Source organism: Streptomyces flavofungini (genome assembly GCF_041028215.1).
In the GTDB taxonomy this organism is placed as follows: domain Bacteria; phylum Actinomycetota; class Actinomycetes; order Streptomycetales; family Streptomycetaceae; genus Streptomyces; species Streptomyces flavofungini_B.
In genome coordinates, this window is sequence record NZ_JASKYR010001429.1 from 1 (window position 1) to 721 (window position 721).

1 protein-coding gene is annotated in these 721 nt (G+C 78.2%); it reads right to left on the reverse strand.

Going from position 1 to position 721, the window contains the following annotated elements:
• Window positions 1-721: hexose kinase (locus tag AB8Z36_RS41495; RefSeq protein ID WP_369218494.1), on the reverse strand; the 721-nt coding region annotated here is incomplete at both ends.

Genomic DNA, 721 nt, shown 5'->3' on the forward strand with positions numbered 1-721 from the left:
CAGCGGGACGTCGGCCGTCACGGTGACCGCCTCCGGCGCCAGATCGGCGGGCGAGGGCATGACGCTGCCCGGCAGCCCCACGGCCGCCCCSCYSWSCGCCACGGCCGAGGCGAGCGCGCGCTCCCCCGCGCCCCCGGCGATGAGGAAACCGGCCAGCGAGGAGTCCCCCGCGCCGACATTGCTGCGTACGGCGTCGACGCGGGCGCTCGCGAAGTACGTGCCCGCGTCCCCGACCAGGAGCTGGCCGTCCGCGCCGAGGCTGGCCAGCACGGCACCCGCGCCCATCGCCCGCAGCTCCTCCGCCGCCCGCATGGCGTCGCCGACGGTGGTGAGGGGGCGGCCGACGGCTTCGGCGAGCTCCTCGGCGTTGGGCTTGACGACGTCGGGGCGTTCGGCCAGGGCCGCGACCAGGGCGGGGCCCGAGGTGTCCAGGGCGATACGGGCGCCCGCGGCGTGCGCGCGGGCCACCAGGTCGGCGTACCAGGAGGGGGCGAGGCCGCGCGGCAGGCTGCCGCAGCAGGCGATCCAGTCGGCCCCGGCGGAGCGCTCCCCGACGGCGGCGAGCAGCGCCTCGCGCTCGTCGCGCGACAGCTCGGGACCCGGGGCGTTGATCTTCGTGAGCGTGCCGTCCGGCTCGGCGACCGCGATGTTGGAGCGGGTCTGCCCCGCCACCGGTACCGGCGCCGCCTCGATGCCCTGCTCGWCGAGCAGGGCATCGAGG